Annotated in this window: 21 protein-coding genes and 1 tRNA gene; 8 read left to right on the top strand and 14 right to left on the bottom strand. The window is 65.2% G+C overall.

The features are described from left to right. Positions 1-61 precede the first annotated feature (61 nt). The 5 genes from glmM to LZ016_RS02410 are packed head-to-tail and all read right to left on the bottom strand — an operon-like array spanning position 62 to position 6,676. Positions 62-1,402, bottom strand: a complete 1,341-nt coding sequence (gene glmM / locus LZ016_RS02430; protein WP_241445614.1) for a phosphoglucosamine mutase — start codon at positions 1,400-1,402, stop codon at positions 62-64. Positions 1,403-1,442: 40 nt separating this feature from the next. After that, a complete protein-coding gene (locus LZ016_RS02425; protein ID WP_277622596.1) occupies positions 1,443-2,090 on the bottom strand; it encodes an NnrU family protein in 648 nt (215 codons plus the stop codon). A 5-nt stretch (positions 2,091-2,095) separates the two neighbouring features. Continuing rightward, the gene (locus LZ016_RS02420) at positions 2,096-3,481 is read right to left on the bottom strand and encodes an amidohydrolase family protein (RefSeq protein WP_241445612.1); all 1,386 of its coding nucleotides are present in this window, start codon (positions 3,479-3,481) and stop codon (positions 2,096-2,098) included. After that, entirely contained in the window at positions 3,478-4,878 is a 1,401-nt protein-coding gene (locus LZ016_RS02415; protein WP_241445611.1) for an amidohydrolase, read from the bottom strand. Before LZ016_RS02415 ends, LZ016_RS02420 begins: the two co-directional genes overlap by 4 nt. Then, positions 4,865-6,676: a peptide MFS transporter gene (locus LZ016_RS02410; RefSeq protein WP_241445610.1), complete on the bottom strand. Its 1,812-nt coding sequence runs from the start codon at positions 6,674-6,676 to the stop codon at positions 4,865-4,867. The genes LZ016_RS02415 and LZ016_RS02410 overlap by 14 nt, the downstream gene beginning before the upstream one ends. Before the next feature lie 109 nt (positions 6,677-6,785). Here LZ016_RS02410 and LZ016_RS02405 point away from each other — a divergent pair, with 109 nt between their 5' ends. Continuing rightward, positions 6,786-7,373 (top strand): nitroreductase family protein, encoded by a 588-nt coding sequence (locus LZ016_RS02405; protein ID WP_241445608.1) that lies wholly within the window; start codon positions 6,786-6,788, stop codon positions 7,371-7,373. Between the two features lie 31 nt (positions 7,374-7,404). Further along, on the top strand, positions 7,405-7,761 hold the full coding sequence (locus LZ016_RS02400) for a GntR family transcriptional regulator (protein WP_241445607.1): 357 nt from the start codon (positions 7,405-7,407) through the stop codon (positions 7,759-7,761). Here the strand turns inward: LZ016_RS02400 and LZ016_RS02395 are convergent. Continuing rightward, the gene (locus tag LZ016_RS02395) at positions 7,758-9,449 is read right to left on the bottom strand and encodes an acyl-CoA dehydrogenase family protein (protein WP_241445605.1); all 1,692 of its coding nucleotides are present in this window, start codon (positions 9,447-9,449) and stop codon (positions 7,758-7,760) included. The genes LZ016_RS02400 and LZ016_RS02395 overlap by 4 nt on opposite strands. Positions 9,450-9,495: 46 nt before the next feature. Here LZ016_RS02395 and LZ016_RS02390 point away from each other — a divergent pair, with 46 nt between their 5' ends. After that, entirely contained in the window at positions 9,496-10,416 is a 921-nt protein-coding gene (locus LZ016_RS02390) for an L-threonylcarbamoyladenylate synthase (RefSeq protein ID WP_241445603.1), read from the top strand. Here the strand turns inward: LZ016_RS02390 and msrA are convergent. Beyond that, positions 10,413-10,961 carry a peptide-methionine (S)-S-oxide reductase MsrA gene (gene msrA / locus LZ016_RS02385; protein WP_241445601.1) on the bottom strand — a complete coding sequence of 183 codons (549 nt, stop codon included), beginning with the start codon at positions 10,959-10,961 and terminating at the stop codon, positions 10,413-10,415. The genes LZ016_RS02390 and msrA overlap by 4 nt on opposite strands. A gap of 76 nt (positions 10,962-11,037) precedes the next feature. Next, positions 11,038-11,739 (bottom strand): PilZ domain-containing protein, encoded by a 702-nt coding sequence (locus LZ016_RS02380; protein ID WP_241445599.1) that lies wholly within the window; start codon positions 11,737-11,739, stop codon positions 11,038-11,040. A 137-nt stretch (positions 11,740-11,876) separates the two neighbouring features. Here LZ016_RS02380 and LZ016_RS02375 point away from each other — a divergent pair, with 137 nt between their 5' ends. Both LZ016_RS02375 and LZ016_RS02370 read left to right on the top strand, forming a co-directional pair. Beyond that, positions 11,877-12,266: a response regulator gene (locus LZ016_RS02375; RefSeq protein ID WP_241445597.1), complete on the top strand. Its 390-nt coding sequence runs from the start codon at positions 11,877-11,879 to the stop codon at positions 12,264-12,266. After that, a complete protein-coding gene (locus tag LZ016_RS02370) occupies positions 12,263-13,114 on the top strand; it encodes an EAL domain-containing protein (protein WP_241445595.1) in 852 nt (283 codons plus the stop codon). Before LZ016_RS02375 ends, LZ016_RS02370 begins: the two co-directional genes overlap by 4 nt. On the opposite strand, the gene amaB is transcribed toward LZ016_RS02370, so the two are convergent. The 3 genes from amaB to LZ016_RS02355 are packed head-to-tail and all read right to left on the bottom strand — an operon-like array spanning position 13,073 to position 16,769. Then, complete coding sequence (gene amaB / locus LZ016_RS02365) at positions 13,073-14,536, bottom strand: L-piperidine-6-carboxylate dehydrogenase (RefSeq protein WP_241445593.1); 1,464 nt, start codon at positions 14,534-14,536, stop codon at positions 13,073-13,075. The two genes, LZ016_RS02370 and amaB, sit on opposite strands and share 42 nt — an antisense overlap. Continuing rightward, complete coding sequence (locus LZ016_RS02360) at positions 14,533-15,684, bottom strand: aminotransferase (RefSeq protein WP_241445591.1); 1,152 nt, start codon at positions 15,682-15,684, stop codon at positions 14,533-14,535. The genes amaB and LZ016_RS02360 overlap by 4 nt, the downstream gene beginning before the upstream one ends. Then, positions 15,681-16,769 (bottom strand): CaiB/BaiF CoA transferase family protein, encoded by a 1,089-nt coding sequence (locus LZ016_RS02355; protein WP_241445589.1) that lies wholly within the window; start codon positions 16,767-16,769, stop codon positions 15,681-15,683. Before LZ016_RS02355 ends, LZ016_RS02360 begins: the two co-directional genes overlap by 4 nt. Positions 16,770-16,861: 92 nt before the next feature. On the opposite strand from LZ016_RS02355, the gene LZ016_RS02350 reads away from it, so the two are divergent. Beyond that, on the top strand, positions 16,862-17,074 hold the full coding sequence (locus tag LZ016_RS02350) for a hypothetical protein (protein ID WP_241445588.1): 213 nt from the start codon (positions 16,862-16,864) through the stop codon (positions 17,072-17,074). A gap of 11 nt (positions 17,075-17,085) precedes the next feature. Then, positions 17,086-17,337 (top strand): glutaredoxin domain-containing protein, encoded by a 252-nt coding sequence (locus LZ016_RS02345; RefSeq protein WP_241445587.1) that lies wholly within the window; start codon positions 17,086-17,088, stop codon positions 17,335-17,337. Here the strand turns inward: LZ016_RS02345 and LZ016_RS02340 are convergent. The 3 genes from LZ016_RS02340 to LZ016_RS02330 form a co-directional block, all read right to left on the bottom strand. Further along, on the bottom strand, positions 17,334-18,452 hold the full coding sequence (locus LZ016_RS02340) for a glycoside hydrolase family 53 protein (RefSeq protein WP_241445586.1): 1,119 nt from the start codon (positions 18,450-18,452) through the stop codon (positions 17,334-17,336). The genes LZ016_RS02345 and LZ016_RS02340 overlap by 4 nt on opposite strands. Further along, positions 18,449-20,917 (bottom strand): beta-galactosidase GalA, encoded by a 2,469-nt coding sequence (gene galA / locus LZ016_RS02335; RefSeq protein WP_241445585.1) that lies wholly within the window; start codon positions 20,915-20,917, stop codon positions 18,449-18,451. The genes LZ016_RS02340 and galA overlap by 4 nt, the downstream gene beginning before the upstream one ends. Positions 20,918-20,969: 52 nt before the next feature. Continuing rightward, positions 20,970-21,044: transfer RNA gene (locus LZ016_RS02330), tRNA-Gln, on the bottom strand. A 92-nt stretch (positions 21,045-21,136) separates the two neighbouring features. Here LZ016_RS02330 and LZ016_RS02325 point away from each other — a divergent pair. Further along, complete coding sequence (locus tag LZ016_RS02325; protein WP_241445584.1) at positions 21,137-21,481, top strand: DOPA 4,5-dioxygenase family protein; 345 nt, start codon at positions 21,137-21,139, stop codon at positions 21,479-21,481. Positions 21,482-21,486: the final 5 nt, after the last annotated feature.

Here is a 21,486-nt window from a genome sequence, read left to right as displayed (position 1 = left end):
CGGATCGAGATTCTCCATGCGCACAATCGCAGGGTTTCGCGTGCAATTGCGAACAAAGTGTTCACGCCGCGCTCTGAACCGCCTCGCAAATGTCGTCTACCAGACGTTGTACCAGCACCGGATCGTCGCCCTCCGCCATCACCCGGATCAGCGGCTCGGTGCCCGACTTGCGGATGACGAGACGGCCTCGGCCCTGGAGTTCCGCCTCGGCCGAGGCGATTCGTTTCTGCACGCTCTCGGCCTCCAGCGGCGCGCCTCCGCCGTTGAAGCGGACGTTCTTGAGCAGCTGCGGCACCGGCTCGAACTGGCTCAGCACCTCACTGGCCGACTTGCCTGAGTCCACCAGAGCGGCGAGCACTTGAAGCGCCGCCACCAGCCCGTCGCCGGTCGTCGAATGGTCGCTAAGGATCAAGTGGCCGGACTGCTCGCCGCCAACGTTGCAGTCCTTCTCACGCATCGCCTCGAGGACGTAGCGGTCGCCGACGGCCGTGCGCACGAGCGCGATGCCCTGCTCCTCAAGCCGCCGCTCAAGTCCGAGGTTGGACATCACCGTTGCGACTACCGCGCCTCCGCGAAGCTCGTTCCGGCGTGACAGGTCGAGCGCGACCAGCGCCATCAACTGATCGCCATCGATGATGCGGCCGTTCTCGTCCACGACGATCAGGCGGTCCGCGTCGCCGTCCAGCGCGATGCCGATGTCCGCACCGCTGGCCACCACCGTTTCCTGGAGCAACTGCGGCTTGGTCGATCCGCAATCCTGGTTGATGTTGAGGCCGTCCGGCTTCACGCCGATCGGGATGACGTCGGCGCCCAGCTCCCACAGCGCCTCGGGCGCGACGTGATAGGCAGCGCCGTTTGCGCAATCGACGACGATCTTGAGGCCGTCGAGGCGGAGACGCTCCGGGAACGTCGACTTCACATGGTGGATGTAGCGCCCCCGGGCATCGTCGATGCGGCGGGCCCGGCCGATCTTGTCCGGCGCGACGAGCTTCACGCCCTTCTCGATCTTGCTCTCGATCGCCTGCTCGGTCTTGTCGCTGAGCTTGTACCCGTCGGGCCCGAACAGCTTAATGCCGTTATCGGCGAATGGGTTGTGCGAAGCGGAGATCATCACGCCGATGTCGGCGCGCATCGAGCGCGTCAGCATCGCAACCGCAGGCGTCGGCATAGGGCCGAGCAGGACGACGTCCATGCCGACCGAGGTGAAGCCGGCGACCATCGCCGATTCCATCATGTAGCCGCTGAGGCGCGTGTCCTTGCCGATGACCACGCGATGGCGGTGGTCACCGCGAAGGAAGTGGGCGCCGGCCGCCTGGCCAACGCGCAGGGCGGTTTCGGCCGTCATCGGCTCGGCGTTGGTAAGGCCGCGGATCCCGTCCGTTCCGAAGAATTTTCTCGTCATTGCCTGCGGTTTAGCGCGGCTGCCCCGGCAGCGCGAGTGGTCAGCCAATCCAGCGCCAGAACCCTGCAGGAAGCGGGTGGAACCAGGTCGCAAGGAAGAAGAGCAAGGTCCCGCCCACAAATGCCGTTGTGCCCGGATAGGCGCCGCCCTTCGCGAAGGGGGTGAACGCGGTCTGCGCCCGCCACTCGTGCCAGCGCTCGCCCATCAATCCCTGCTTCTTTCGGTCCTGCGCGGCCGCACCGACGAGGGCGAGGAACAGGATCGCGCCGTCCAGGACCAGCGCCTTTGGCGTGGCCTCGACGAGGATGTGCACGATCGCCCAAAGCGCGAAGCCCCACATCATCGGGTGGCGCGTGATCCTGAACACGCCTGTCGGCGCTCCCTTCGGGCGCCGCGCTCCCGGAAGCGCCGGATTGCGCATGAAGGAGCCCACGAACAGGATCGATCCGAACCACATCAGCAGCGACGCGAGCAGCCACAGCGCATCGCCCGCCGACCATAGCGGAGCCTCACGGCCGATCTTCCCGTAGAAGTAGATCATCGGCACAAACGTCGCCGCGGCAACGAGCGAGTAGAAGGCCTGGAAGAGTCTCTCGCCCATTCGTCCCGCCAGCGGGGCGCGCAAGGGATGCGAGAGCAGGAAGTGCGTGCCAACGAAGACGACCGAGGCAAGGACCAAGGCCGCCATCGGGCTCACCGGCTGTACGCCTCGGGCAGGACGCGCTCATCGATGTCGCGATAACGGTCGCGGAGCTTGGTCTGCCGCGTTTCCAGCGGTTGCTGGACGCCGTCGATCAAGACCATCTCGACATTGCTCGAAACTTGGAGCGGATCGTCCGACCAGACGACCACGTCGGCACGCCGCCCCGGAGCGAGGCTCCCGAGTTCCGAGCCCAGCCCGAGGGCCTGCGCGGGCCGGGAGGTGATCATCGCCAGCGCTTCGCCCCAACGAACGCCCGTCGCCCCCGGCACGTTGGTCAAGCCGACGAGGTTTCCGGCATACTGACGCTCGTTGAACAGATAGCGGGTGTCGTTGTCGTCGATCATGCCGATCGAGACGTTGACCCCGGCTTCGCGCATGCGGCCGACGTTCGATTGGGTCGCAGCCAGCTGCTCGAAGCTCGCCGGCAGGTCGTTCACCGCGGAAGCGATGACGGGCACTCGCGCAGCGGCGATACGGTCGGTGACGAGCCAGCCTTCGGACGCGCCGACGAGGACGATCTTTAGCGCAGGATAGTCGCGCCTGAGGCCGAGCACGTTGAGGATGTCGCGCGCCCGCTCGACGTGGACGAGCAGTGCCTGCCGGCCCTGTAGAACCGGGACCAAGGCCGCCGCGTCGAACCGTGTCAGCAGGACGTCGTCGCTCCTCTGCGCGTCGGGTCCATAGAGGCGGGACTCGTTCGGATTGCGCACGACGGGTTGGTTGCGGGCGTCTGGCGTGCCGACGCCACTCGACGTCAGGCTCGGGGCGTAACGGCGCAATTCGGAAGCTTCACGAAGGGCATTGCGGAACAGCACGTACGCGGAAGGCCTGGATCCACCCGCCGTATTGCCGCCGGTCTCGCCCAGCTCGACGAACTGGAATGCGCGGGCGTGGGTGATCGGCTCCATGTCGGCACCGAGGTCGATGACCGCGCCCTGCCCGCCGAATATGCTCCGCGCGACATTCGGCGCGACGATGGCGCGCGTCACTCCATCGGCACGGTTCACGGCGATAGTGGAATCGCTCGGATTGATCCCTGGAGCGACGTCGATGGCGGCGCCGAACGGGCCGCTCTCCGCCTTGTCATCGGTCAGTCCGCCGGAAAGATCGACTTCCGACAGGCCGAGCCGCGAGAAGCCCGCGACGATCCCGGGCGTCACCCACTTCCCGCGCGCATCAACCATCTGCGCGCCTTGCGGGATCGGCACGTTCATCCCTGCTGCGACGATGCGACCGTTGCGCACTACCACCGTTCCGCCGGGCATCGGGTCCGACCCATCGCCAAGCGCGACCGTCCCGCCGGTGATGGCGATCGTCTGCGCCGCGACTGGCGCAGCGCTCGCTAGCAGGACTGCGGCCATAAAGAGGCGGATCATTTCACGTCTCCCTCGCCCGGCTGCCCAAGCTCGAAGTCGGTTACGGGCCGCAGACGCGGGTTGGCGCTGTAGTAGAGCAAGGCGCCGTCGATCCACACGCGCTCCGGACGCGCATAGGTGCTGAACGGGTCGGCGTTCCACAGCACGACGTCCGCCATCTTGCCGACGCGCAAGCTCCCCGTCTTGTCCGAGATACCGAGCGCCCTGGCCGGATTGTAGCTGAGCCACCTCCACGCATGCTCTTCGGAGATGTTGATCGCCGCGTGCCGCGCGTAACCGAGAACCTTTGCGACCTCCTGGTTGAGACGCTGGATGCCGTTCGGATCGTCGGAATGGATCATCGCGCAGGCGCCGGCCCGGTCGAGAAGCGCGAGGTTTTCCTTGATCCCGTCATAGGCTTCCATCTTGAAGCCCCACCAGTCCGCCCAGACCGCCGCGCAGGTGTTGTTCGCCTTCAACAGGTCGGCGATCTTGTAGGCTTCGACGGCGTGATGGAACGCGGTGATGTGGTAGCCCATCTCCTTCGCGAGATCGAGCATGATGGCCATTTCGTCGGCGCGATAGCAGTGGTTGTGGACGAGGATCTGGCCGCTGAGCACGCCCATGAGCGTGTCCATGGCGAGATCGCGCTCGGGCATCTCGCCGCCGTTCTTGTTATACTTGTCCCACTTGCGCTTGTACGCCTGAGCCTTGATCCAGGTCGCGCGAGTGACGGCGATATTGCCCATGCGGGTCTGCGGCATCTGGCTCTTCGAACCGTAGACGCGCTTCGGATTTTCGCCGCAGGCCATCTTGAGTCCGTAGGGCGCACCGGGGAACTTCATCCCCTGCACCGTGCGGGCGGGCACGTTCTTCAGCGTGACCGAGCGCCCACCGAACAGGTTCGCCGAGCCGGGCAGGATCTGCAGCGTCGTGACGCCTCCGTTCATCAGCGCACGGCTGAAGCCCGGGTCCTGCGGCCAGACGCTATGCTCGGCCCAGACTTCGGGGCGGACCGGACTTGTCGCCTCGTTGCCGTCGCTCAGCGCCGGAACGCCGGGCGACGGATAGTCGCCGAGGTGGCTGTGCACATCGATGATGCCCGGCGTCACGTATTTGCCGGTACCGTCCACCTCATACGCGCCCTGCGGGACCGGAGTGTCAGCACCGCCGATGGCGATGACCTTGCCGTCGCCGAAGATGACCGTCCCGCGATCGATCCGCCCGCCCTCGCCGTCGAAGACGGTCGCGTTGCGGATCGCCGTCAGGGCGCCGGGATAGGCGTGGTACGTCGACGGGTACGGGTCGAGGTTGACCCGTACCGGCGGCGCAAGCTTCTTCGGCTGCTCCGTCGCACATCCCGGGAGCAGCAGGACGACCGCGGCGAGCGCCGCGATCAGCCCTTTATTTGACACCATGCATCCAGCGCTGGAGCGGCCAGCTCAGCAGGAACAGCACGACACCCGCGCCAATCGCGATCCATGCAATGGTCGTGAACGTCGCCGTGTAGGTGTCTAGGCTGACCTTCAGGTTGGTGACCTGACCGCCGACCGTCTCGACGCTCGCGAACTGCGCGACGACGCCGGCCACGTACTGCGCGACCGAGATCGACAGGAACCAGACGCCCATCATCAGGCCGACCACGCGGGCGATCGACAGCTTGGTGATCATGCTGAGGCCCACCGGCGAGATACACAGCTCCGCCAGCGAGTGGATCAGGTAAAGACCCGCGAGCCACCAGAGGCCGACCTGCCAGTTGTTCTCAGCCGTCGCGAACTGCGTACCCAGGACGAGGAACAGGAAGCCTGCACCCACACCCATCAGCGCGATCGAGAACTTCACCGGGATCGACGGTTCGAGCCCGCGCTTGGCCAGGAAGCCCCACAGGATGCTCATCAGCGGCGCGAAGAGCACGATGCTGATCGGGTTGAAGTTCTGAGTCTGCGGTGCGGACATGGAGAAGAGGCCGAACACGCTGCGATCGGTGTTGCGGTCCGCGAACAGGGTCAGCGAGGAGCCAGCCTGTTCGAACAGGGTCCAGAAGAAGACGTTGAAGACGATGAGGATCATCGCCGCCGTCATCATCTGCGCTTCCTGCTTCGTCCCCTTCGCATAGGACCAGGCGAGGATGCCCGGAACGGCGATGAGGAACGTGCCGAACAACAGCTTGCCCATCAGCGGAAGCGAGACGAGGTAGCCCAGGAAGCCCGAGCCGGGCTCGGCTTCGGTCGCGTTCATCAAATTGCTGAACAGGAACACGAAGACCGGCACCGCAAGCAGCGCGCAGACGTAGATCACAATGTCGCGGTTCTTGCCCGTCTCCGGCCGTTCCCCGTAACCGGAGAGGCGTCCGCCATCGAACTGGATGAGCGCGTAACTGATCAGCATGCCCACGCCGGCGAGGCTCAGACCGGCCCACCAGCCGAAGGCATCGGCCAGGAACGGACAGAGCAACTGCCCGCCGATCGAGCCGAGGTTGATACCCATGTAGAAGATGGTGAAGCCGCTATCGCGGCGGCGGTCGCCCTGCTCGTAGAGTGCGCCGACGATCGTCGAGATGTTCGGCTTGAAGAAGCCGTTGCCGACCGAGATCAGGGACAGTGCGATCAGCATGATCGTCAGCGTGAGCGGATTGCGCTCACCGCCGAACTCGACCGAGCCTTTCGGAAGATTGCGCGCTTCCTGGCCATTGTTGAGGAGCGAGACCGAGCCGTCCTCATTGCCGCGAATCTGCAGCTTCTGGCCGTTGTCGACGATGTAGCGAGCCTCGTTCGGGTCGCTGGTCGGGCGGTCGACGAAATTGTCGCGTACCACCTCGTAGCGCTGGCCGTCGATCGTCGCGATCGGCTTAGCTGGCGAGCCGCCGAAGGCGAGCGTGAAGTAACCGATTGCCATCAGGATGGCGCCGAATTTGATCGACCGCTTCGAGCCGAGATACTGATCGGCGATGAAACCGCCCACGAGCGGCGTCAGGTACACCAGCGCGGTGTAGCCGCCATATAGGCCGGTCGCCTGCTGGTCGGAAAAGAGGAAGTGCTTCGTCAGGTAGAGCGTAAGCAACGCCCGCATGCCGTAATAGCCGAAGCGTTCCCACATCTCGGTCGTGAACAGTCGCGCGAGTTGTCGCGGATGACCGAACCACGTTTCTTTTTTGGCAGGATTAGTTCGCCCGGATGCTGGCGAAAAAGGTTCTTCAACGGCCGGTGTATCGACCATCAGCTACTCTCCCCGAAGCGGATGCGTTTTCGGGCGGGACCGTAACGGGCAATTCCGCCTTGTGAAGCGGATTGTTGCGGACGCTCCACATCCCTAGATGAACGGCCACATGCTGAATGACCGCTCCACGCCGCTCTCCCTGCTGGAAACCCGCCGATCCGGACGCCCTCGCGAAATGGTCGCGCCCGGACCGACCGATGAAGAGCTTCAGCGCATCCTGACCATTGCGATGCGGGTGCCCGACCACGGCAAGCTTTCGCCTTGGCGGTTCGTCGTCGTCGGCAAGGACCAGCGGGAGCATCTCGCGGTGCTGCTGCACAAGGCCCTCCAAGCCGAGGACGAATGTGCGGGCCCGGCACATCACGAGAAAGAAGACGAGTTCGCTCGCCAGGGCGAGACTCTCATCGTTGTCCTTTCTGCCCCGACCCCGGATCACAAGATCCCACTTTGGGAGCAGGAGTTGTCGGCAGGCGCCGCGGCGATGAACCTGCTGAGCGCCGCGCATGCCATGGGTTACGTTGGCGGCTGGCTCACCGGGTGGCGCGCCTATTCGCCGATGGTGAACGCGGCCGTCGCGCGGCCTGGCGAGCGGATTGCAGGGTTCGTCTTCCTCGGCTCGCCGGGACGGGAACTGGAAGAGCGCCCGCGGCCCGATCCTGCTCAAATTGTTCGGAAATGGGACCCACCCTTGGATTGACCCTTTCTGCGCGGTGCTGTATTAGAACAGCATGACGCTTCGCACGAGCCACGAAAAGCCCGTTTACGTCCGCCTTCGCGAGACGATCGCCGACGCAATTCTCTCCGGAAAATATCGCGACGGGGACCCGCTTCCCTCGGTGCGGGCGCTTGCCGCCGAACAGCAGGCGAACCCGCTGACGGTCGCCAAGGCCTATCAGGGCTTCCAGGACGAAGGGCTCGTGACCGTCCGGCGCGGCGTCGGCCTGTTCGTCGCACCGGGCGCCCGTTTGCGCCTTCGCGACGGGGAACGCCGCCGCTTCGTGGAAGAGGAATGGCCGGCGATCCAGGAGCGCATGGCGCGCCTGGGCCTCAACCCTTCCGAGCTTCTGAACCGTGAGCGGGCTTAAGCCAACTCCTCGGCAGGAGCACGGAAGAGCAGTTCCGCTCCTGACTCCACCGCAGAACCGAGCCCGATCGCTTCGGGCACGATGACCGACAGGAAATATTCGATTGCCGAGCGGCGCCCGGCGTTGATGTCGCCCGCCTCGCCCATGTCGATAGCGCGGCTCAGCCGTTCCATCAGCCAGCCCGCGGTCATCACCGCGGTCATCGTCATCAACGCATAGCTTCCAGCGAGCCGGTCGTTCGGCTCGGCCTCTCGCGCCGTTGCGACGAGGATTTCCACGGCATCGGTCAGCGCGATCAGCTGCTCATGCTGAGCCTCGGCACGAACGTCCGCGATAAGGCCGTCGAAAGGCAGCCCGCCCTCAAGGCTGATCTTGCGCGCCACCAGGTCGGCCGCCTGGATTCCGTTGGTGCCCTCGTAAATCGGCGCAATGCGGGCGTCGCGCAGGTACTGCGCTGCTCCGGTCTCCTCGATGAAGCCCATGCCGCCGTGGACCTGGATGCCGAGACTCGCGACTTCGCAGCCGACGTCGGTGCACCAGCCCTTCACCAGCGGCGTCACGATGTCCGCGCGCAAGCCGGCCTCGCGGTCGCCGAGGGTCTCCCGGTCAACCTGGCCGAAGGCGTAATAGGCGAGGGCCCGCGACGCCATCGTCAGCGCGCGCATCCTCACCAGCATACGGCGAACGTCGGGATGATCGGCGATCGGCATCGGAAGCCCGGCGCGCTGCCCCTGCTTGCGCTCCAGCGCATAGGCCACCGCGCGTTGCGTCGCCCGCTCCGCAATGCCCACGCCCTGCAGCCCGACGTTCAGCCGCGCATTGTTCATCATCGTGAACATGGCGCGCATGCCGCCGCGCTCCGGCCCGACCAGCCAACCGGTCGCCCCTCCATTCTCGCCAAAGCCCATTACGCAGGTCGGCGAGGCGTGGATGCCCATCTTGTGCTCGATCGACTGGCACTGCAGATCGTTCGCTTCGCCGCTGTCGAGAACCTTCGGGACCAGGAACAGCGAGATGCCCTTCGTTCCTTCCGGCGCATCCGGGGTCCGGGCCAGCACGAGATGAACGATGTTGTCCGTGAGGTCGTGCTCGCCGTACGTGATGAAGATCTTCGTCCCCGAAACGCGCCAGCTGTCGTCGCCCGCAGGCACGGCGCGGCTCTTGAGCGCTCCGACATCGCTGCCCGCTTGCGGCTCGGTGAGGTTCATGGTCGCGGTCCATTCGCCGCTGACCATCTTCGGGAGATATCGCCGCTTCAACTCGTCGGAGCCGTGCGCCTCGACGGCCTCGATCGCACCGAGGCCGAGCATCGGGCACAGAGCGAACGCCACGTTCGCCGCGTTGAAATCCTCCATCATCGCGGCGGTCAGGCTGTGCGGAAGCCCCTGCCCGCCCCACTCCACGGGCGCGGAAAGCCCCATCCAGCCACCCTCCACGAACTTGCCGTAAGCCTCGCGCCAGCCGGTCGGCGTGGTGACGGCGCCCTCGTTCCAGCGGGAGTGCTCGCGGTCGCCGACTTCGTTGAGCGGGGCCAGCTCGCCCTCCGCGAACTCCGCAGCCGCTTCGAGAAGCGCGTCTACGGTATCGGATGTCGCTTCGGCGAAGCGGTTCGACTTCGCCAGCTCCGGCATACGCACGATGTGGGTGAGGACCAGGCGCTGATCGGCAACAGGGCAGGCAAAACTCATCGGCTCATCCTTGCTGAAGACCTGCCGCGCCTATAGCGGCGGCGCGATGCCCGAGGCCACCCGCATACTGCCGTTCAGCGACGATTCGATCGCCGAGGCGGCGCGCCTGATCGGCGAAGGCCAGCCCGTCGCGATTGCCACCGAGACCGTCTACGGCCTCGCCGCAGATGCCGAGAATGCGGAGGCGGTCGCTCGCATCTACGAGGCAAAGGGCCGCCCGAGCTTCAATCCATTGATCGTCCATGTGCCGGACCTGCTAGCGGCACAACGCATCGGCGACTTTTCCGATGACGCCAAAAGGCTTGCGGAACAGCATTGGCCGGGGCCACTGACGATCGTCCTTCCGCTGAAAGCGGATGCAAGGGTTGCGTCGCTGGTGACCGCAGGTCTTTCCACCATCGCGCTGCGAGTCCCGGCGCATCCGGCGATGCAGGCGCTTCTGCGCGCTGTGGGTCGGCCGCTAGCGGCCCCATCGGCGAATGCGAGCGGGTCGATCAGCCCCACACGAGCCGAGCACGTGCTGAAGAGCCTTGGCGGGCGAATTCCCTTGATCGTGGATGCGGGACGCACCGAGCGAGGGTTGGAGTCCACGATCGTTGCTTCAACCGGAGGGGAGTTGCGGCTGCTTCGGCGGGGTCCAATCGAAGTGCCTGACGCGCGAGAGGAAACTAGCGGTGCGATCGAAGCGCCGGGCCAACTCGCGAGCCACTATGCGCCCTCGAAGCCGCTGCGGCTGAACGTCACCGCGCCCGAGCCCGGCGAATTCCTCATCGGATTCGAAAGTATCGGCGGAAGCGAAAACCTCAGCGCCACCGGAGACCTCGTCGAAGCGGCAGCGCGTCTGTTCGACCTGCTCCACCACGCCGATGCTTCTGCGGAGCCGCGCATCGCCGCCGCCCCCGTGCCCGACAGCGGCCTCGGCGCGGCGATCAACGACCGCCTGCGCCGAGCCGCCGCACCACGCTAGGCGTCCGCGCCTGCGCTCTTCACGCGCGCCTGGAAGCTCTTGCGAAGCTTCTGCAGCTTCGGCGGGATAACGGCGAGGCAATAGGGGTTACGCTGGCCTTCGCCTTCCCAATATTGCTGGTGGTAGTCCTCGGCGGGATACCAATCGCCCAGAGGCTCGATCGTCGTGACGATGCGCCCGCCGTGCCCTTCATTGTTGCGCTCGATTGCCGAGCGGGCCTTGGCCTCCTGCTCGTCATTCAGCGGGAAGATCGCCGAGCGGTATTGCGTGCCGATGTCGTTGCCCTGCCGGTTGAGCTGGGTCGGATCATGGGTCGCAAAGAAGATGTCGAGCAGGTCGTCGTAGCTGACGACTTCGGGATCGAAGGTGACGCGGATCGCTTCGGCATGGCCGGTGTCGCCGCCGCAGACCTGTTTGTAGGTCGGATTGACGAGGCTTCCGCCGGTGTAGCCGCTTTCGACTTTCGTCACGCCCACGACGTCGTTGAACACGGCCTCGGTGCACCAGAAGCACCCGCCCGCGAAGATTGCGACTTGCTCGGCCATCATCCGCTCCTTGCTTGAGAGCGGCTGAGATAGGGATGCACAGCCGTACCTGCCAGTACCTTCGCGGCGGCGAAGCTTATTGCTTCTGGAAAGACGCCTTCAGGCTGGCCAGTTCGAGCCTCTTGCCGACCCACTCGGCGAGTTCCTCGAACTCCAGCGGCTGGTCGAACACGATGCCGGCCTTGCGGTCGGAATACCAGCGGACCTCCCCGCGGATCGGGCGAAGGCTTTCGACGACCACGACGACCTTCTTGCCGAGGCAATATTCGTCGATCGGCTCGACCTTCATGCCCTGAAGCGAGATGTCGTGGACGTCGACCGTATAGTAGATCTTGTCGACGCGGAGCGACGCCTTGCAGGCAACCTCCAGACGCGGCGGACGCGGGCGGAAGCCGTGACGGGGCTTGCGGCCGGCGAGAAGCTCGCCGAGATCGAGGTTCTGCTCGAACTTGATGCCGATCGTCCCCTCGCGAACCCAGACGATGGAGCCGGGGATTTGCTGCGACGACAGTTCGATCTTCACGACGTCGCCGACGTTCACCGACTGACCCGATTCCGCCATCAGTCCGCCCGCCGATACATTACGGACGCGGACGAGCTGTTCGCGGTCTCCGACCTTCAGTTTCGCGATCCGCAGCATGGGCAGAACGCGCTCGTCGGTGCGGCGCTCCGATGGTCGCGGAACGGCGGTGCTCAGCGAGAAAGTGGTCGAATCAAAGGCGCCGTCCTCGACGCCCAACGGGCGCGAAGGCTTCCGGCGAATCAGCGATCCGAACATGAAACAGTCTCCGAAGCGTCAAATTAGGACAGGCAATGCTACTAACTTGCGGTTAAAAAGGCGTTTCATTCGTTTGACGCCGACCATGGTTCAGGCGCAGTGTTGTAAAGCCGGATCGGCGAGGGAGTGTTAAGCCGATGAAGCAGCCTCAGCTGCTGCTGATTGACGATGAGCCGGCTCTCGCCGAGTTCGTGGCGAACGCGGCTCAGGAAGCCGGATATTCTCCATCCGTCACGTCCGACGACGCCACGTTTCGCGAGGTTTTCCGGTCCAGCCGCCCCGATGCCGTGGCTCTCGACCTCGGCATGCCGGGCATGGACGGCGTCGAGCTGCTGCGCTTCCTTTCGGACGAGGATTTCCAGGGGCCGGTGCTGATCATCAGCGGTTTCGACCGGCGTGTGCTCGATTCCGCCTTCCGGCTCGGCGAAGCGATCGGGCTCAACATGGTCGGACCGCTGGAGAAGCCGGCGCGGCTCGAGGAGCTCGAGGATTTGCTCATCCGGTTCAAGCCGGTCGTGACTTCATGACGGCAGCCGACCGCAAGTTACTGGAAAGCTTTCGGAAAGCGCTCGCAGCGCAAAAGCTCAGTCTGGTCTATCAGCCGAAAGTCAGCCTTAAGGACGGACATCTCGGCCGCGTCGAAGCGCTCGTCCGCTGGGACGACCCGGAGCTTGGCCCCATCTCCCCGTCGCGCTTCGTGCCGCTGGCCGAGGAACATGGCCTCATCGACCCGCTGACCGAATGGGGCCTGCGCACGACGCTTCGCCAATGGCGCATCTGGCGCGACCAGGGGCTCGAAACCCGCCTCGCCTTCAACATTTCCGCGGTCAGCCTGCAGCGCCTCGATTTCCCCGACCTCGTCGAGCGCATGTGCCGCGCTCTCGACGTGCCGACGGATCGCCTGGTCCTGGAGCTGACCGAAGGCGCGACGCAGCCGCTTGTACGGCTGATGGACACGCTCACGCGCTTCCGCATCAAAGGAATGGGCCTGGCGATCGACGATTTCGGGACGGGTTATTCTTCCCTGATGCAACTTCGGCAGCTGCCTTTCACCGAAGTAAAAATCGACCGTTGCTTCGTCAAAGACCTCCCGGCGGCCCATGATTCCCGATTGATCGTGAAAACGATCACGGAGCTTGCCCACGGCCTCGGGCTTATTGCCACAGCGGAAGGCGTGGAAACCGTTGAGCAACTCCGCAGCGTTCGCGAGCTCGGCTGCGACGTCGTCCAGGGCTACCTTATCGCGCCGCCACTGCACCCGGACGAACTGATCGCCTGGAACAGCGATTTTGCCCGCCGCTGGCCGACTTTGCTTTCCGACGAAAGCCTTGAACTATGGAGCGACGTCGAAACGGATGCCCTGGGCGAGCGGTAGGTCGGTCCCGTAATTGATGGTGTTGGTCTGCCGCCGCATGTAGGCGCGCCACGCGTCCGAGCCGCTCTCGCGTCCTCCGCCGGTTTCCTTCTCACCGCCGAACGCGCCACCGATCTCGGCGCCCGAAGGACCAATGTTGACGTTGGCGATGCCGCAGTCGGACCCGGCCGCGGACAGGAATTGCTCAGCCTCGCGCAGGTCGTTGGTGAAGATCGACGACGACAAGCCTTGCGGCACCGAATTGTTGAGCGCGAGCGCTTCTGAGAAGTCGCGATAGCGCAGCACGTAGAGGATCGGCGCGAATGTCTCCTGGAGCACCGTTCCCTCCTGCGCAGGTGCTTCGACGATCGCGGGCCGGACGTAGAAGCCTCCGGAAACCGCCTCCACGCGTTCGATGCCGTCCCCGAGCACACGTTCCATTCCGTCGAATGCTGCCTCGTCGATCAGAGGACCGATCAGCGTATCCGGCTCCCGCGGGTCGCCGATCCTCACGTTGGCGAAGAGTTGCTTGAGCCGCGCGACCAGAGCGTCAGCCACGCTCTCGTGGATGATAAGGCGCCGAAGGGTTGTGCAGCGCTGGCCGGCCGTTCCTGCTGCGGAGAACAGAGTCGCACGCTCCGCCAGCGCCAGGTCCGCCGTGGGGCAGACGATCATGGCGTTGTTGCCACCGAGCTCCAGCAGGACCCGACCGAAGCGCTGCGCCACGCGAGGACCCACTGCGCGCCCCATCGCTGTCGAGCCGGTCGCTGAAACGAGCGCAACGCGCGGATCGTCGACGAGAGCCTCGCCGACGTCACGGCCACCTTGGATTAGCGTGACGAGCCCCTCGGGCGCGTCGCCGAACCGCTCCAGCGCGCGACCCATGAGCGCAATCACAGCCTCGGCGACCAGCGGCGTCTTCTCGCTCGGCTTCCAAATGACAGGGTCGCCGCAGACCAGCGCTAGCGCCGCATTCCACGCCCACACGGCCACGGGAAAGTTGAACGCGCTGATGACGAGCACCGGGCCGAGCGGATGCCATTGCTCCATCATGCGATGGTTCGCGCGTTCGCTGGCGATCGTCAGGCCGTAGAGCTGACGCGACAGGCCGACGGCGAAGTCGCAGATGTCGATCATCTCCTGGACCTCGCCGAGGCCTTCCTGAACGATCTTCCCGCTTTCGAGCGTGACCAGTTGGGCCAGAGGCTCCTTCGCCGCGCGCAATTCCTCGCCCAGCAAGCGCACGAGTTCGCCACGACGCGGAGCCGGTACAGTCTTCCAATGATCGAACGCCTGCGCCGCTTTCGCCGCAGCGACCGATGGGTCGCCCGTCGCCACGCGCCCGATCTCGCTGCCGTCGATGGGCGACGTGCTCGCAAGGTCGCCGCTTGAGCCGACGCCGAACTGCTTCAGGATGGATGCGGCTTCTTCGGCCGGTGTCATGTGAATAGCTCCCTGGCGCGGGCCATTGCTTCGACCCCCGCATCGATGGTTTCGTCACGCTTGGCGAAGCACAGGCGGACGAGGTGCCTAGACGGGTCCTGCTCCGCAAACGCCGACACAGGCACGGTCGCCACTCCGGCCTGCTCGACCGTCGCCTTTGCGAAGGTCTCGTCGTCCACGTCCAGTCCGGAAGCGCGAAGATCGACGCAAAGGAAGTAGGTTGAGGCGGGCTCCAGGACTTCGAATCCGACCTGCTTCAGCCCCTCGCTCATCCGCTCCAGCGCACGGGAAAACCGCTCCCGCATCGGGGCGATCCACTCGTCGCACCCGAGGCCAAAGGCGACGGCGGACTGAAGGTTGGGTGCCGTCGAGAAGGTGAGGAACTGGTGCGCTCGCGCGGCGAGGGCGGCATTATCCGGCGACGCCACGATCCAGCCGACCTTCCACCCGGTCAGCGAGAAAATCTTGCCCGCCGATCCCGCCTTCAGCGTCCGCTCTGCCATCCCCGGAAGGCTTGCGAGCGGCGTGAACTTCTCGCCGTGAAGGAGCACATGCTCCCACACCTCGTCGCTGAGGACGGTCAGGTCGTGTTCGACAGCGAGGTTCGCGATGACCTGGAGCTCGTCCGCGCCGAACAAGCGTCCCGTCGGGTTATGCGGATTGTTGAACAGGATGGCGCGGGTTCGCGGTGTCACGGCCGCCTCCACGGCATCCCGATGGATGCGCCAATGCGGGGGCTGGAGCGCCACTTCGCGAGGCGTGGCCCCGGCCCTGCGGATCATCGGCGCGTAACTGTCGTAGGCCGGCGTCAGGATGATCACCTCGTCGCCAGGCTCGACGACCGACAAGATCATCGCGCCCAGAGCCTCGGTCGCTCCGCTCGTCACGCAGACGTGGTCCGGATCAAGTTGCTGCCCGAAGTGACGATCGTAATGGGCGGCGACGGCCTCCCGCAGCGCCGGCGAGCCGCGCGACGGCGCATATTGGTTCGACCCCTCTTTCACAGCTCGAGCGGCGGCATCGAGAATCTCTTCCGGCCAGCCGAAATCGGGGAAACCCTGGCCTAGGTTCACCGCGCCATGCTGCGCGGCAGCGAGGCTCATGCGCTCGAACACGCTGACTTTCATGTCGCGGTACAGCGGATTCAAAGCAGCACGCCTTCGGAGCGCAGCCGCGCAATCTCGCCGTCGGTGTAGCCGAGCTCCACGAGGATGAGTTCGCCGTCCTGGCCCTCTACACGGGGCGGATCGGGGCGATCGAGCGACATCGCCGAATAGCGCGGGGCCGGAGCTGGCTGGAACACGCCGTCCAAGTCGAGGAAGGCTCGCCGGGCGATGTTGTGCGGGTGAACCGGCGCCTCTTCGAGGTTGAGGACGGGCGCCACACAGGCGTCGGTGCCAGCGAAGTGCGCCGCCCACTCGTCGCGCGTCCGGCTCTTGATGACGGCCGCGATCTCCTCGCGCCCCGACCCGGGCCGCAACGCCAATCCTTTCAGCAAGGCCTCCTGAAACGGGCGCTCGATCGCTCCGATAGCGAGGAACTTGCCGTCGGAGCAGCGGAAGATGCCGTAAGTGTCGCCGCCGCCGTCGAGCAGGTTGGCTTCGCGCTCATCCTTCCACAGCCCGGCCGCCCGCAGACCGTAGGTAAGTGCGCCGATCAGCGCCGTGCCGTCGCTCATCGCTGCGTCAACGACCTGACCCGGCGCTCCTCGCTGCACGGCGAGTAAGGCTGCAGTCATCCCGAACGCCAGCATCATGCCGCCGCCGGCATAGTCGCCAAGATAATTGCCGGGAACGACCGGCCGCTCCCTCGGGCCGATGCCGTTCAGGAGTCCGGTGATGGCGACATAGTTGATATCGTGACCGGCGCTGGAGCTCAAAGGCCCGTCCTGCCCCCAGCCCGTCACGCGGCCGTAGACCAGTTTCGGGTTCGTCTTGAGCAACTCGTCCGGGCCTAAACCGAGGCGCTCCATCACGCCCGGGCGGTAGCCCTCGATCAGGCCATCGGCTTTCGCGACCAGCCGGCGGAGGGCCTCACAGCCCTCGTCCCGCTTCAGATCGAGCGAGATGCTCCGGCGCGATCGCAACAACGGGTCATTGTCGAAGCCGATCATCCCTGCCCGCTCGACGCGGATGACCTCGGCGCCGTGATCCGCCAGCATCATCGCGGCGAATGGCGCGGGGCCGATGCCGCCCATTTCCACAATCCTGATGCCCTGGAGCGGCCCAGCCATGTCCGGAGCCATACTGCGGACAGGTACATTCACAAGCCCGACGTCGGAACGAGCGCCGCCCGGCGCGAGTTGAATCGGCAAAGGAGCTTGAAATGTCAGAAGAAAAGCAGCCGGCTTCGCGGCCGATGACGGAAGGCCAGACCGGAAAATCCGGCGGCGGTAACTATCCCAATCCGCATCGCGGCAAGGAAGTGGACGCCGGCGATTTCAAGGGCGGCCAGTCCGACCAGGCCTATTACGGCGAGAGCCAGCTCGGGGACGAGCAGCTCGACGAAAACCACAACGCCGCATCCAAGCAGCACTAAGGGAGACATCCATGGCCGAGGCCAATGAGGCCATCCTGTATCGGATGGTCCTACCCGAACACACTTGTCCCTACGGCGTGCGCGCCAAGGAGATGTTCGAGGACGCGGGGATCGACTTCGAAGACCGCGTCCTGAAAACGCGCGAAGAGGTCGAGGCGATCGAAGAGCAATTCGGCCGTTCTACAACACCCGTCGTCATCATCGGCGGACAGGTGATCGGCGGAAGCGAGGATCTCGAGGAGTATCTCGCCGAGCGCGCTTAGCGCGTCTTGGGCAGCCGGTAGTTGTGCCGAAGCCATTCGAAAACGGGTAATGCGTCATGGTTCTTGTAGTCGAACCAGGCCGCATTCTCCCAGTCTGAGCCCTTGCCCCAGCGCGTCCCGCACTTGGTCGAGACCCAATAGGGCTCCCAGTAGACGACCCCGATGCCGCCCGCGTCGAGGGTGAGCTGCGTGAGATCGATCATGAACTTGCGCTGCCCCTCGGGCGTGGCGGGATAGCCGGGCACTAGTCCATCGGTTCCGAGGAGATTGCTGGCGGTGTCCGCGCCCTCCAGCGTGAACGGATAACCCGTTTCCACCACGATCACGTCCTTGCCGTAGCGCGACTTGGTCTCGGCAATCGTCGCCTTCAGCTGATCCGGCGAATAGGTAGACCACTTCTTGTAATAGCTGATGCCGATGAGGTCGTACCCCGTCACACCGAATTTGGTCGCTGCGTCGAACCACGGCAGCACATTCTCGGGCTGCGCGATGTGCAGCATGATCCGCGGCATCTTGGAGCTTGATCGGCCCGCCTCCTGCACCGCCTGGATCCCCGCATTCAGCAGGCGCGCGTTCCGCTCCCAATTGATGGGTGGGCCGGGCACCTTGCCGCCGAGCAGCTCGGGATTGGTCTCGTTGCCGACCTGAACCATCTCCGGCATCGCCTTGTCGGCGTCGAGCTTGCGCAACGTGTCGAGCGTGTAGTCGTATAGCGCCTTCACCTGATCGTCGGTGCTGAGCTTCGCCCAGGCGGCAGGCGTCAACTGCTTGCCGCCGTCCGCCCAATCGTCCGAATAGTGGAAGTCCAGCAGCGCCTGGAGCCCGGCCGCATGGGCTCGACGGATCGTCTTCAGAACGTCGTCGTAATTGCTGTACTTCGTCCAGGTCGGATCGACCCAGATGCGGACGCGAACGAGGTTGCCGCCTTCCTTCTTCAAGAGGACGAATGGGTCGATCGGCTTGCCCTTGAGCCGGTAGACCGCCCCGCAATCCTCCATCTCGTTCACGTAGGACAGGTCCGCGCCGAGATAGAGGCCGGGCTGTGCCGCCAGCAGCTGCGAAGGCGCAACGGCAGCCGAAAGCGCGGCCAAAGCCGACAGAATGCGAACCTTCATAGGGCAACGATCCTTAGTCGCGAGCCGGCCAACCCGGCACTGGATACCGCCAGATTGACGGGCCCGGACCGATTGATCCGGACGATCGCCTGCGCGAGCCCGTTGAACGCACGCCGTTCGGTGGCGAGGTCAGGCTCTACGCTGTTGGGATTGCCGTTGCCTACGCCGATCACCTCGCCGTTGGCGACGGTAAAGCGCAGCAGGTTATCAGCTGTGGGCATCGGCCGCCCGCGCGAGTCCACTACCTCGGCATTCAGGATGACCACGTCGCCGGCCTTCGCCATGCGCCGATCGACCTTCAGCTTCACAGCATGCGCAAGACCGCTGGTTTCGCGCACGTCGCGAGCGACCACCCTGCCCCCGTTGTAACCGATCGCCTCGAGCCGGCCCGTAGCATAGGGCACCTGCCATTCGAGATGGCGGTTGCGAGGCATGCCCTTGCGTCCGAGCGAGCGGCCGTTGAGCTTCAACTCCACCTCTTCCGCATTGCCGTGAGCCCAGACCTCGATCGGCTGGCCCTCGCGCCCTGCCCAGTTCCAATGTGGCAAGAGGTGCACCAGCGGCTGATCCGGCCGCCACCAGGCGCGGTAATAATAGTAATTGTCCTTCGGGAAGCCGCAGGTGTCGAGGATGCCGAACTGCGAGGAAACGCTCGGAAAGGCCGCGTAGGGCGTTGGCTCGCCGCGATAGTCGAAGCCCGTCCAGACAAAGCCGCCCGCGATGTACGTGCGCTCGGCGACGATGGTCCACCACTCCTCGGCCGTGCTGGCCCACCAGGGATGCTCGGTGTCGTAGGCGCGAACAATGTGGCGCGCCGGATCGTTGGTATATTCGCCGCGCGTGGCGACGGTGCTTCCGGTCTCCGAACCGTAGACCGGCTGGTCCGGGTGCCTGCCGTGATACGCCTCGATCTTGTCGGTGCGGTAGTTGAAGCCGAGCACGTCCACGACGCGGCCGACGCCCGTGTCCCAACCCTGGTCCATCGCAAAGGTGCTCTGACGGGTCGGGTCGAGCCGCTTCACGCGCGCGGCCAGTTCTGCGTTTATGCGCGCGCCCCGCTCGGTCGCCTGGTGCGGCTCCTCGTTGCCGAGCGACCAGAGGATCACGCACGGGTGGTTCCTCGAGCTCAAGACCATCCGCTCGATTTCGCCAAGCGCCTCGTCGCTGGTCGAGTTCTGGCGCGCTTCCGCGATCATCAGCATTCCCATTGAGTCGCAGGCATCGAGCAGAACCTGCGCGGCCGGATTGTGCGCGCTCCGCCAAGCGTTTGAGCCCATCTCCTTGAGTTGCGCGACGCGCCACGCGTGCAGCGCATCCGGTATCGCGGTGCCCACGCCGGCATGGTCGTGATGGTTGCACGTGCCGAGAAGCTTCACCGGCTTGCCGTTGAGGAAGAAGCCGCGCTCCGCGTCGAAGCGAATGCTACGGATCCCGAAGCGCGTTTCGACACGGTCGATTACCTGCCCGGCAACGATCACCTCGCTCACCATCGTGTAGAGATCGGGGTTCTCGAGGGACCAGAGCGAGGGCGCGTCCACGAAGGTGCTGCCGTCCTGCGCACTTCGTTGACCCGGCGCGAGCGTGAAGCGGGCGTCCTCACATTCCGCGACGATGCGCTTGCGGCTGTCGAACATTTGCTGGCGGAGGAGCACTTCGACCGGCGCCGCCCCGTCGTTGACGACATCGGTCGTGACCAGAAGCTGGGCGCGGCCGGACCCGAGCTCGCTTCGGACGAAGGTTCCCCACTGCGGAATGTGCACCGGCGCCGCGCGGACCAGATCGACATGACGGTAGATCCCGGCGCCCTCGTAGAACCAGCCCTCGCCGAGGCTCGCATCGACGCGCACCGTCAGGACGTTCGGGCCGCCGTCGTAATCGAGGAAGTCGGCGATATCGACGCAGAAGGGTGCGTATCCGCTCGCGCTTCCTCCGGCGGCATAGCCGTTCACGAAGACGATACAGTCGCGGAAGACGCCGTCGAACTCGAGCCAGATCGACTGGCCCTTGTCGGCCGGTCCGACAGGAAGCGTAACGCGGTACCAGCCGATACTGTTCTGCGGGAAGTCGCGTCCAATGGCCTTGAAGCCGTGCGCCGCCATGGCATCTGCGCGGTCCTTAGGCGGCGACTTCGGTTCGGCGAAGGGCAACGCGACTGCCCAATCGTGCGGCACGCGCACGGATTGCCAGACGCGGTCGTCGAACTTGGCCAGCGTCGCGTCGGCTGTGCCCGCTCCCGCCTTTGCAAATGTCCGCTGGTCACGGCCAAAACCGAAGTCGCGCTCGACATCTACGGCATGGCCGAGGCTGAACTTCCAGCCTGTTTCGAGACGAGTGACTCGACGCGGCTGCGGCGCTCCGTCGGGGGCGGCTGTGCTTGCGAACGCTGGCCGATGGGCAATCAGGCAGGTCCCGGCGACCGCCGAAATGAACTCGCGCCGCTGCAGGGGAAGGTCCGATGGAGGCATCGAACGCATCCGATATCAAGATCGGCGCGCGGTCAACGGCTGGAGGAAGTGCTGGCTGGGGCGGCAGGATTCGAACCTGCGAATGCCGGTACCAAAAACCGGTGCCTTACCACTTGGCGACGCCCCAGCAGGCGGCCCGTCGATGCGGGGAAGGCGCGCTTATAGCCGCGACTTCCCCCAAGGGAACCCCAACTTAGCGTCTGGCGCGTCTTCTGCTAAATGGCGCGCATGCTCGGCATCCGGGACTTCCACGCCCACATCTATTTCGACGCCGACCAGCTCGATCGTGCGCAAAGCCTTGCGCGTGCCGCCCGCGAGCGGTTCGGAGTTCCGGTGGGCCATTTCCACACCGATCCCGTGGGCCCCCACCCTCGCGGAAGCTGCCAGCTGACCGTCCGTCCTGAGCAGTTCGGGGAGTTCGCGCAGTGGATGGCGTTGAACCGGGACGGGCTGACGATCTTCGCACACGCGAGCACGGGCTACGACCTGTCCGACCACACGGAGCACGTGATTTGGTTCGGGGAGAGCGAACCGCTGCACCTCGACATTTTTGCCGAGGGTTAGCCGCG

The sequence above is a fragment of the Sphingomonas telluris genome, assembly GCF_022568775.1.
Taxonomy (GTDB): domain Bacteria; phylum Pseudomonadota; class Alphaproteobacteria; order Sphingomonadales; family Sphingomonadaceae; genus Sphingomicrobium; species Sphingomicrobium telluris.
Note: the sequence above shows the minus strand (reverse complement) of the source record. Positions and strands in the feature narration are given on the sequence as shown.

Excerpts from the sequence above, each read along its gene's own strand:
- galA (WP_241445585.1), bottom strand. The coding sequence starts at position 20,917 with ATGCCTCCATCGGACCTTCCCCTGCAGCGGCGCGAGTTCATTTCGGCG.
- LZ016_RS02380 (WP_241445599.1), bottom strand. The coding sequence starts at position 11,739 with ATGTTCGGATCGCTGATTCGCCGGAAGCCTTCGCGCCCGTTGGGCGTC.
- LZ016_RS02390 (WP_241445603.1), top strand. The coding sequence starts at position 9,496 with ATGCCCGAGGCCACCCGCATACTGCCGTTCAGCGACGATTCGATCGCC.
- LZ016_RS02340 (WP_241445586.1), bottom strand. The coding sequence starts at position 18,452 with ATGAAGGTTCGCATTCTGTCGGCTTTGGCCGCGCTTTCGGCTGCCGTT.
- LZ016_RS02345 (WP_241445587.1), top strand. The coding sequence starts at position 17,086 with ATGGCCGAGGCCAATGAGGCCATCCTGTATCGGATGGTCCTACCCGAA.
- glmM (WP_241445614.1), bottom strand. The coding sequence starts at position 1,402 with ATGACGAGAAAATTCTTCGGAACGGACGGGATCCGCGGCCTTACCAAC.
- LZ016_RS02415 (WP_241445611.1), bottom strand. The coding sequence starts at position 4,878 with ATGGTGTCAAATAAAGGGCTGATCGCGGCGCTCGCCGCGGTCGTCCTG.
- LZ016_RS02350 (WP_241445588.1), top strand. The coding sequence starts at position 16,862 with ATGTCAGAAGAAAAGCAGCCGGCTTCGCGGCCGATGACGGAAGGCCAG.
- LZ016_RS02400 (WP_241445607.1), top strand. The coding sequence starts at position 7,405 with ATGACGCTTCGCACGAGCCACGAAAAGCCCGTTTACGTCCGCCTTCGC.
- LZ016_RS02395 (WP_241445605.1), bottom strand. The coding sequence starts at position 9,449 with ATGAGTTTTGCCTGCCCTGTTGCCGATCAGCGCCTGGTCCTCACCCAC.
- amaB (WP_241445593.1), bottom strand. The coding sequence starts at position 14,536 with ATGACACCGGCCGAAGAAGCCGCATCCATCCTGAAGCAGTTCGGCGTC.
- LZ016_RS02355 (WP_241445589.1), bottom strand. The coding sequence starts at position 16,769 with ATGGCTGGGCCGCTCCAGGGCATCAGGATTGTGGAAATGGGCGGCATC.
- LZ016_RS02325 (WP_241445584.1), top strand. The coding sequence starts at position 21,137 with ATGGCGCGCATGCTCGGCATCCGGGACTTCCACGCCCACATCTATTTC.
- LZ016_RS02425 (WP_277622596.1), bottom strand. The coding sequence starts at position 2,090 with ATGGCGGCCTTGGTCCTTGCCTCGGTCGTCTTCGTTGGCACGCACTTC.
- msrA (WP_241445601.1), bottom strand. The coding sequence starts at position 10,961 with ATGGCCGAGCAAGTCGCAATCTTCGCGGGCGGGTGCTTCTGGTGCACC.
- LZ016_RS02405 (WP_241445608.1), top strand. The coding sequence starts at position 6,786 with ATGCTGAATGACCGCTCCACGCCGCTCTCCCTGCTGGAAACCCGCCGA.
- LZ016_RS02420 (WP_241445612.1), bottom strand. The coding sequence starts at position 3,481 with ATGATCCGCCTCTTTATGGCCGCAGTCCTGCTAGCGAGCGCTGCGCCA.
- LZ016_RS02410 (WP_241445610.1), bottom strand. The coding sequence starts at position 6,676 with ATGGTCGATACACCGGCCGTTGAAGAACCTTTTTCGCCAGCATCCGGG.
- LZ016_RS02375 (WP_241445597.1), top strand. The coding sequence starts at position 11,877 with ATGAAGCAGCCTCAGCTGCTGCTGATTGACGATGAGCCGGCTCTCGCC.
- LZ016_RS02370 (WP_241445595.1), top strand. The coding sequence starts at position 12,263 with ATGACGGCAGCCGACCGCAAGTTACTGGAAAGCTTTCGGAAAGCGCTC.